This window comes from Desulfovulcanus sp. (assembly GCF_982781345.1).
Map to the genome: position 1 here is coordinate 1 of NZ_CEYAEZ010000082.1, position 8900 is coordinate 8900.

Annotated in this window: 7 protein-coding genes and 1 pseudogene; 2 read left to right on the forward strand and 6 right to left on the reverse strand. The window is 42.1% G+C overall.

Annotated elements, in window-relative coordinates:
• The 5 genes and pseudogenes from AC3WVG_RS10645 to AC3WVG_RS10665 all read right to left on the reverse strand — a co-directional run.
• Positions 1-518, reverse strand: a pseudogene (locus AC3WVG_RS10645) (sulfate reduction electron transfer complex DsrMKJOP subunit DsrM); the annotation flags it as partial.
• Positions 519-555: 37 nt separating this feature from the next.
• A complete protein-coding gene (locus tag AC3WVG_RS10650) occupies positions 556-1068 on the reverse strand; it encodes an RsbRD N-terminal domain-containing protein (RefSeq protein WP_488798097.1) in 513 nt (170 codons plus the stop codon).
• 298 nt (positions 1069-1366) lie between these two features.
• Positions 1367-2716: a trypsin-like peptidase domain-containing protein gene (locus tag AC3WVG_RS10655; protein ID WP_488798098.1), complete on the reverse strand. Its 1350-nt coding sequence runs from the start codon at positions 2714-2716 to the stop codon at positions 1367-1369.
• Positions 2717-2890: 174 nt separating this feature from the next.
• Positions 2891-3751 (reverse strand): zinc metalloprotease HtpX, encoded by an 861-nt coding sequence (gene htpX / locus AC3WVG_RS10660; protein WP_488798099.1) that lies wholly within the window; start codon positions 3749-3751, stop codon positions 2891-2893.
• A 345-nt stretch (positions 3752-4096) separates the two neighbouring features.
• Entirely contained in the window at positions 4097-4546 is a 450-nt protein-coding gene (locus tag AC3WVG_RS10665) for an Hsp20/alpha crystallin family protein (protein WP_488798100.1), read from the reverse strand.
• Positions 4547-4783: 237 nt separating this feature from the next.
• On the opposite strand from AC3WVG_RS10665, the gene AC3WVG_RS10670 reads away from it, so the two are divergent.
• Together AC3WVG_RS10670 and AC3WVG_RS10675 are read left to right on the forward strand one after the other, a co-directional pair.
• On the forward strand, positions 4784-6070 hold the full coding sequence (locus tag AC3WVG_RS10670; RefSeq protein WP_488798101.1) for an ATP-dependent 6-phosphofructokinase: 1287 nt from the start codon (positions 4784-4786) through the stop codon (positions 6068-6070).
• A 36-nt stretch (positions 6071-6106) separates the two neighbouring features.
• Positions 6107-7552: a UTP--glucose-1-phosphate uridylyltransferase gene (locus AC3WVG_RS10675; protein WP_488798102.1), complete on the forward strand. Its 1446-nt coding sequence runs from the start codon at positions 6107-6109 to the stop codon at positions 7550-7552.
• Between the two features lie 90 nt (positions 7553-7642).
• Here AC3WVG_RS10675 and AC3WVG_RS10680 read toward each other — a convergent pair whose 3' ends face one another.
• Complete coding sequence (locus AC3WVG_RS10680; protein ID WP_488798103.1) at positions 7643-8587, reverse strand: patatin-like phospholipase family protein; 945 nt, start codon at positions 8585-8587, stop codon at positions 7643-7645.
• Between the last annotated feature and the right edge of the window lie 313 nt (positions 8588-8900).

Genomic DNA, 8900 nt, shown 5'->3' on the forward strand with positions numbered 1-8900 from the left:
TATAGGGTAGGTGCTCCAATTTGCAACATGCCATCAATACTGTCCAGCATCTGGAAAAATCCCGGGACAGGCTCAGTAAAAAAACGCATATGTCTCAAAAAGATAGTCAAAAAAGAGTAATGGAAGAGCAAGGCAAAGAGCCATAACCACTTGCTGGATGCATAAGCCAGTTTGGGGCCATCGTGTAGTTCCACTTTGGTGTTTCGAAAAAGAGAGCGAAACAACACCACTTCGAAGAACATGCGTAAGATAACGCCCCATGTTGTTGAAGGGTTGTCGATTTTGTTCTGCTTGATCCAGGGCATGGAGAATTCCTGACCACATGTTGTCGGAATCCTAAATGGTACTGGGGATTTCCCCCACCTGATGACCCGTAAGACAAAACCGACCACAAATAAAACCACTGCCACATAAGGAATGATTACCCCAAAAAGGTAATGCATCCCTCCCGCGCCTGCTCCTAGCAAGGCGACCAGAACCAAGGCAAAGACCAGAAAAAGAGAGTAAATCGCTTTCATGTACCGTTACCTCACTTAAACTTGAACTTTTAAAAAATTACTCCTCCACCTCTTTTATAAGATTAGCCCTTTCTAAGAGCTTGTGGGTCCTAGAATTTAAAAAATTTGCCCGCTGCTCCCAGAGTTGCTCACGGCATTGCATATAAATATCAAAGGTCAAAGCGGTAAGCTGATCCAATTTATACTGAAATTGAGCCAATTCCTGGTACAATCCCCCTTCATTTATCTCCTTGTTTAAGACTTCCAAGATTGAGTCCTTTAAGAGATACACATAGGCCACTGCCTCTGATGGCAGAAAACCCTGGACCGCCCTGATCCTGGTAATGGCATCAACATAGTCCTTGATCTTCTCAGAACACTTCTCCTCTAAAATTTCATCGAAAATCTTTTCCAAATTGGTTCTAAAGGTATGACCTACGGGGTTGGAAAATCGATTTTTTTTCTGGCCGAAAAATTTGGCTGACTGCTCTGGATAGGTATCTAATAGTTTATTGAACCAAGCATTGATAATCTGAGTCCTTTTTTGCCTAAGTAATTGTTCTAAAGACATAATAAACCCAAAAAGTTAGCTGTTAGTTGACGTAAATTATGGCCACTTGAATTTGAGCCTTATTAAACTAGCATAAATTTATCGTCAAGATAATTTAAGAAAAACTTAACAACAGCATAAATGAGTAATGAATAGGAAAAAGGTGATTGGGGTTGAGAAAAGACAAAAGAGCGCGGCTACAATACCGCTAAAAAGAGATACTGGGGATTTTAATTCTGATTTTTTAACTTGATTGAATAAAATAATATTATGTCAACGTTGCAAATCTCAATCTTCTATTACAGTAAACAATAATAAATTAAACGCGCAAACGGACATAATATCCTTGCCCTGCTCTTATAACTAAAAGCAAAATAGTATTTTTTAGACGGTAACGCTTGAAAGCTCTAGCCAAGTCTTGAACATTTTTCACGGCCACCCCCCCAATCTTGACCAGAATATCTCCAGGAGCCAAGCCTAGTTTGGCTGCAGGACTTCTGGGTCGAACTTCTTGCACTCTGATTCCATGGCCGGTATAATTTTTTACGCCTTTTATACCCCAACGCAAGTAAGCTAGCTCAAGTGCCTGTTTATCCAAAAACCTGCTCGTTTTAACCGAGACAGTCAGTTCCTTGCCCTGACGCAAAATTGTCAAAGCGATCTTCTGACCCTGAGTATAATTTTTGAGCAATTGTAAATATTGCTCCTTATCCTCAACCGGATACTCATCCAATTTAAGCAAAACATCGCCTGGCTTTAACCCTGCCTCCTGCGCAGGAGTGTCGGCAAAAACATCAGTTATGAGCAAGCCATGGATCCGATCCAGTCCAAAATAACTGGCCATTTGCTGATCCATACTTTGAGCACACAGACCCAACCACACGGGTTGAATGCGCCCAAAGTGGATCAATTCATCTTTAACCCTTTTAGCCTTGTTAATAGGGATGGCGAAGCCAATGCCCTGAGCCTCGGCATAGATAGCTGTATTTAGCCCAATTAATTGGCCAAGAATATTTAGTAACGGACCTCCGCTATTGCCGGGATTAATAGCTGCGTCAGTTTGGATGAAGTCGGTAAACAAACCATGTTTGGTCTTAATACTTCTATGTAGGGCAGAGATAACTCCTGTGGTTACGGTATGGCTGAAGCCGAAAGGATTGCCAATGGCAATGACAGTTTCACCTATCATGAGTCCATCTGAGTTACCCATTTCCACCTGGGGTAAGTCTGATTTGCCGTCCAGGCGCAAGATAGCCAAATCAAAATCCGGGTCAGAGCCTACAAGTTCGGCCTTGAACTCCCTACCATCCAGAAGGCGAGCCGTTATGCTTGACGCTCCCTCTATAACATGCGCATTGGTTAAAATAAGACGCTCTTTATGGTCAATTATGACTCCTGAGCCCAAGCTTTTCTGTACATAACGCCTGGTAAATCCAGGTCCCAAAAATTCCTCCCATAATGGAAAACTTTCGCCAAAAAAAGAGCGGAAAGGATTCACTTTCCGCTCTACTATCCTTTTGGTGTGAATATTGACTACAGCAGGAGCCACTTTTTGCACAGCTCGAACAACAGGTGTGTAACGCAAAGCATTGTCCGCCCCCCCAGCCCAGAGCAAAAGAGGGTAACCAAAAAAACAACAAAGAAGAAGTAAGGCTTTTGGTAATTTCATTATATATTACATTTTAAGTTTTAAGTTAGTCAGCTCTGAGCTAGACAGTGAATAAAAGTCCAGTGCCTAGACAGTTGCTGTGAACATTAAATTTCGACGTCTTTAACGCTATTAATCTAGCATTCTCTATTTGTCACCTAAATTTCTAGCGTTAATTTTAGCAATACACAAGCATCAAGCCCGTATGGTGTAAGCCATCTCTCTAAGCCGCCGTACCCTCTCAGAAGTAGGCGGATGGGTGCTAAATAAGCTAAGCAGAGACTCTCCTGTCAAGGGGTTAACAATAAACATATGGGCTGTGGCAGGATTCGCTCCATAAATGGGCATACTGCGAGCATAAGCCTCTAGCTTCTCTAAAGCGCTTGCCAAGAATTCAGGATTGCCAGCCAGATAAGCTCCGGTTTCATCGGCCAGATACTCTCTGGAACGAGAAATGGCCATTTGAATAAGTATAGCCGCAATTGGAGCAATAATGGCCATCACCAGGGCCACAATGGGATTTCCGTCCTCTTCATCATCGCTCCGGCCAAAACCAAAAATAGCCGCCCACTTAACCATATCGGCTACAAACATTATGGCTCCTGCCAGAGTAGCAGCCACAGTCTGGATTAGTATATCGCGATTGCGGATATGGCCTATCTCATGAGCCAAAACTCCTTTTAATTCTTCAGGTGAAAGTAGATTTAAAATGCCCTGAGTCACAGCCACAACTCCATGATTGGGATTTCGACCCGTGGCAAAGGCATTTGGGGTGTCCTGAGGGATAAGATATATCCTGGGTTTGGGTATATTGGCTTTCCTGGCCAAATCAGAAACGATATCATGCAAATAAGGGGCATCGTCAGGGCCTATCTCCTGGGCCCTGTACATGGCCAAAATAATACGATCAGAAAACCAATAGCTGCCCACATTCATAACCAGAGCGAGAATAAAGGCCACCATCAGGCCGCTATGACCGCCTATCATACGCCCAAATAAAAGAATTATTACGGTTAAAAGTCCTAGTAAAAGACCAGTCTTGATTTGACTGCTCATAACTTTTGACTCCTTCCCTTTTTGAATAAAATTTTGAATACTGGATAACAATTGTTAAATTTATTTAACATGCTGATGTAAGTAGATGATGAGTTACTCAACTTTCGAAGTTGACTGAATATCGAGCAAGCTATCATTACAACCTACTAAAATAACTTATTTTTTCAAAAAATTCAACCCTCCATCGCTCCAGCTCTGGCTACCTACTGCAGAAAATTTTGGGGAAGAACTTTCTGCCTAGAACGAAAAAGTCCCTCAACAAATAGAGTTCTAACAAGCTCAAAAATTGAGTAGGTTAAGCATCACTAAACATGAGATACGCAGGCGATAAATGAAAGGCTCTCATCAACTAATTTCTATGCGCACTCCTGATGACTGAACCCTCTTTTTCGGGATAGTAATCGTCAATACCCCATTTTTAAACATGGCTCTGATACCAGAAGTATCCACATTTTCAGGCAGAAAAAAATTCCTAGCAAAAGGTCCGTAAGAGCGTTCCAACATCTGATACACGCTTCCTGTTGCATCCTTTTCCAGCCTTCTCTCTCCATATACCAAAAGTTGATGACCCTTAATTTCCAGGTTAACCCTTTCCCGATCGATCCCAGGCAGTTCTATCTCTATGACAAATTGCTCCTGGGTTTCATAAACGTCAGCCAATGGTTGCCACAAGGCCACTCTCTCATTCTGCTTCATCTTCCCCTGTCCCCAGTTCAGAGCCTCGTCCATCATTTTGCTAATTTCCTCGCGCATATTCTGAATCTCTAACCAGGGGTTAATGGAATACTTGCCCATTCTCTTCTCCTTTTACTTTATAAATTTGCGTTTAACTAATAACCATAAGTTGCATCAAGTCAACTGGTAATCAACTAGCCCAAAAGTTCCATCAAATTCTTGCATTAAATTGTATAATAAGTTAAGTGTGAAAAAATCGTCTGCAAAAGCAAACCAAGCTCTATCAACACTAAGGCAACAAGCAAAATAATCTAACATTCATTGATAATCCAAAATTCCCTACCAAATGGAGGACTCATGCCTGCGTTGGACATTGATACTAAAATCCAAACCCTTGGGCCAGCCAAAATCAAGTCCCCTTTAAACCTTTGCCGTTTTATTAATGAACAAGAGCGATTACACTTACATATCTCTCCGGAAATACTGTTAGAAGATGAAGCACAACAACCCTTTTATCTGGACTTTGAAGAAGCAGGACCGCGAAAAAATATCTATTTTGATCCTCCCAAAACCAAGTGCGCCATCGTGACCTGTGGAGGCCTCTGTCCTGGTATTAACGATGTCATCCGATCTATTGTTATGGAAGCCTACCATAACTACCATATCTCCTCAGTCATTGGTATCCGCTATGGTTTACAAGGGCTTATCCCCAAGTATGGCCACGAGATATGGGAATTGACCCCGGCAAAAGTGAGTAATATTTACGAATTCGGAGGGACTATCCTGGGCTCGTCACGCGGCCCACAACCACCCGATGAGATCGTTGACGCGCTGGACAGGCTAAATGTGAACATCTTATTTATGATTGGCGGCGACGGGACTATGAAAGCAGCCCAGACCATTGGTCATGAGATAAATAAACGTGGACTTAAAATCAGTGTAATTGGAATACCAAAGACCATTGATAACGACATCTATCTGATCTCCAAGACTTTTGGCTTTGATACGGCTGTTGAAAAGGCTACGGAAGCCATCCGGTGTGCGCATACAGAAGCCATCGGGGCTCCAAACGGCATTGGCATGGTCAAGCTTATGGGCCGCGAGTCAGGTTTTATTGCTGCTCAGGCCACTCTAGCCCTTAAGGAAGTCAATTTTCTACTCATTCCAGAAGTTCCCTTTAAACTACACGGCGAAAACGGACTTCTTGTTCATTTGGAAAAAAGACTGCGAAAGCGCGGACATGCTGTCATTGTTGTCGCCGAAGGTGCCGGACAAGAACTTTTTGACCACCAGGGAACAGACGCTTCAGGAAATAAAATCCTGGGTGATATTTGCGGAGTTCTGCGCGAGGAAATAAAAAAATATTTTCAGGCTAAAAATTTTCCATACACCATGAAGTACATTGACCCCAGCTATATTATCCGCTCCATACCGGCCAATGCCAACGACCGAGTCTATTGCGGATTTCTGGGGCAGCATGCAGTGCACGCAGGAATGGCCGGTAAAACCAATATGCTGGTCAGTATGTTACAGGACAAATTCGTTTATGTACCTTTAAATCTAGTGACCAAAAAACGGCGCAAACTAAATCCTAAATCAAATTATTGGTGTGCTGTTTTGGCCTCAACCGGGCAAACCATTTAATTTATCTTCAAAATTCAAGGCAGAAGGAAAGAAGAGATGAGAGCTAACTCCTTAAGTTGCGTTTCAATAAGTGACTCTGACCTGATCGACTTGTTTCGTCCCTTTGCCCTGAAAATGGAGGAACAAGCACTGCCTCCTATTGTTATAAACCTATTCAAATGTTATTTCTCCCAGCTTGTCTATAATAACCAGGGTAAACTGTCTAAAAAAGAAATTTTGCCTGTCGACCAGTCTGAGCTTCGTCATCTTGAGGACTTGACTAGCTTTGCTCCGACCGGACAAAAAGCTATCCCCAAACTGGTTTATTTCAAACTAAATGGCGGTCTGGGCACAAGTATGGGACTTGAAAAAGCCAAGTCTTTAATAAAAATTAAAGAAGATAAGACCTTTTTAGACCTGATTTTGGAACAAACCACTAAGCTGCGCCAAAAATATAATTGTCCCTTACCCCTGGTCCTGATGAACAGCTTCAAAACCCACTTGGACACCATGCTCCATGTGCAAGATTTTGAAAATCCAGATCAAATCCCTCTGAGTTTTCTCCAACACAAATTTCCCAAAGTTATGGTCAATGACTTAAGTCCTGCCAAATGGCCCCAAAATCCTGAGTTGGAATGGAATCCGCCAGGACATGGAGACTTTTATACCGCCCTGATTACTTCCGGAATTCTAAAAAAATTGCTTGATAAAGGTTATAAATACGGTTTTATCTCCAACTCAGACAATTTAGGGGCAACAATTGATGAACGCATCTTGGGTTACCTGGTCCAGAAAAATCTGACTTTCTTAATGGAAGTAACCCCCAGAACCAAATCGGACCGCAAAGGCGGCCATTTATGTCGTCTGCTCAAAAACAACCGTCTGGCTTTGCGGGAAATCGCCCAGTGCCCTGATAACGAACTGGATGAGTTCATGGATTATAATAAGTATAATTTTTTCAATACAAACTCCATCTGGCTAAACCTTGAGGCATTGGAAAAAGTCTTTCTGCGCCACAAAATGATGCCCTTGGATCTTATTATCAATCCCAAGCACCTTGACCCACGCGTTCCCTCTTCCCCAAAAGTTTATCAGTTGGAAACTGCTATGGGCTCTGCTATTTTAGCGTTTGATAGAGCTGAAGCCCTAGTTGTGCCCAGGGAGCGTTTTGTACCGGTCAAGACCACCAATGAACTATTACTCATCCGGTCTGACTGTTTCATTACCAGTGATGAAAGCACGATTATTCCCAACCCGAACCTAAAAAATCACCAAACTCAGGTTAATCTCGATGAAAATTTTTATAAAAAAATTGATGATTATGAAGAACGCTTTCCCTATGGTTCACCCAAATTGTCCGGATGCCGTCTCTTTGAAGTTCAGGGCGATATAAAATTTGGGGCAAACATAGTGGTCAAAGGTGAGACAAGTCTGGTTAATGAAAAGCAAAAACAGGTGGCAATTCCGGACAACACCGAATTGAAAGGAGAAATAAAATTTTAGCTATTTTTTATACTACATTCTAAAATCTTAGACAAAAATTATCATCATTAAAGAACATTTTACCAACCATAAAAAATTCAGCAAACACTGTTATACTTTTTTCAACCTTTTCCAATTAGAAAGTTCTTTTTTTGCTGCCTGATACCCTTCATAAATAGCCTCTTCTGCGCGATGAAAATCCATGAACTTGATATGGCCTAAGTTAGGCCGAATTAGGATGTCTGGCGGTTCAAGTCGTAAGTTAGACTGGGTAATCTGATTTTCCATAATGTTTATGGATGTCAGTATAATATCAAAAATATTAGGCATATGTTCTCTGACCATCCACTGTCTCATGGAATCAAACAAAGGTACATCTATATTTTTTATCTTTTCCTTTAGCTCCTGAAAAACTCTGTCCTTTACTGAAACCTTATTCCTGGGCTTCTCTTTCTTGTGGCAGGATTTATCTCTCTCTTTGGAACCTATATTTAAATTTCTACCAACAATATCATGGTTTAAGTCCACGGCAATAACCAAGTCCGCTCCCATTTTCCTGACCACACTTACGGGCACAGGGTTAACCAACCCCCCATCGACCAAACATCTCTTTCCCATCATTACGGGGGTAAAAATTCCCGGCACAGCAATGCTTGCCCTTACAGCCTCAATCACTCCCCCCTGAAAAATGCGCACCTCCTCTCCGGTCTTTAAATCAGTGCATACCGCACAAAAAGGCAATAAAAAATCGTCGATTTCCCTGTCTTGAACATAGTTCTGAACAAACTCAGCTACCTTCTTCCCATCTAAAAGTCCTGTCTTGGGGAAGACCACATCGAGCATGGACAGTATTTTTTTCCAGTCCAAATCCAGGATAACTTCTTTGAATTCCATGATCTTGCCAGCGGCAAACACAGCTCCAACCAAGGCACCAATACTCGTGCCAGCCACAACATCAATATCTATACCCTCTTCCTGCAAGGCCTCTATAACTCCAATATGGGCCCAACCCCTGGCTGACCCACTACCCAAAGCCAAACCTATTTTTTGAGACATATTTTTACTTCCCTTCTATCATACAAAAACACTAGCTTGGTTTCTTCTCCCATTTCTCCTAATCACCGCTTTCACGCTTTCCCATTTCTCAGCTTCACCGTTTCATCTCATAGAGTCTGTGGGCAGGCAAACCCTATTTTAACCGCTGATTGAAAGTCTTGGTTTCTGAAATGCCTTACAAACGGCTTGGGTAAGCCATCTTGGCGAAGCTTGCGGAAAAACAGAGCATCGGGGTGAATGGGCTAAATGTTTTGAGATATTGACCATAACTATCGATAATAAAAAGAATATTTGTTTACCCAAAATATCCCAT

Excerpts from the sequence above, each read along its gene's own strand:
- htpX (WP_488798099.1), bottom strand. The coding sequence starts at position 3,751 with ATGAGCAGTCAAATCAAGACTGGTCTTTTACTAGGACTTTTAACCGTA.
- AC3WVG_RS10650 (WP_488798097.1), bottom strand. The coding sequence starts at position 1,068 with ATGTCTTTAGAACAATTACTTAGGCAAAAAAGGACTCAGATTATCAAT.
- AC3WVG_RS10670 (WP_488798101.1), top strand. The coding sequence starts at position 4,784 with ATGCCTGCGTTGGACATTGATACTAAAATCCAAACCCTTGGGCCAGCC.
- AC3WVG_RS10665 (WP_488798100.1), bottom strand. The coding sequence starts at position 4,546 with ATGGGCAAGTATTCCATTAACCCCTGGTTAGAGATTCAGAATATGCGC.
- AC3WVG_RS10680 (WP_488798103.1), bottom strand. The coding sequence starts at position 8,587 with ATGTCTCAAAAAATAGGTTTGGCTTTGGGTAGTGGGTCAGCCAGGGGT.
- AC3WVG_RS10675 (WP_488798102.1), top strand. The coding sequence starts at position 6,107 with ATGAGAGCTAACTCCTTAAGTTGCGTTTCAATAAGTGACTCTGACCTG.
- AC3WVG_RS10655 (WP_488798098.1), bottom strand. The coding sequence starts at position 2,716 with ATGAAATTACCAAAAGCCTTACTTCTTCTTTGTTGTTTTTTTGGTTAC.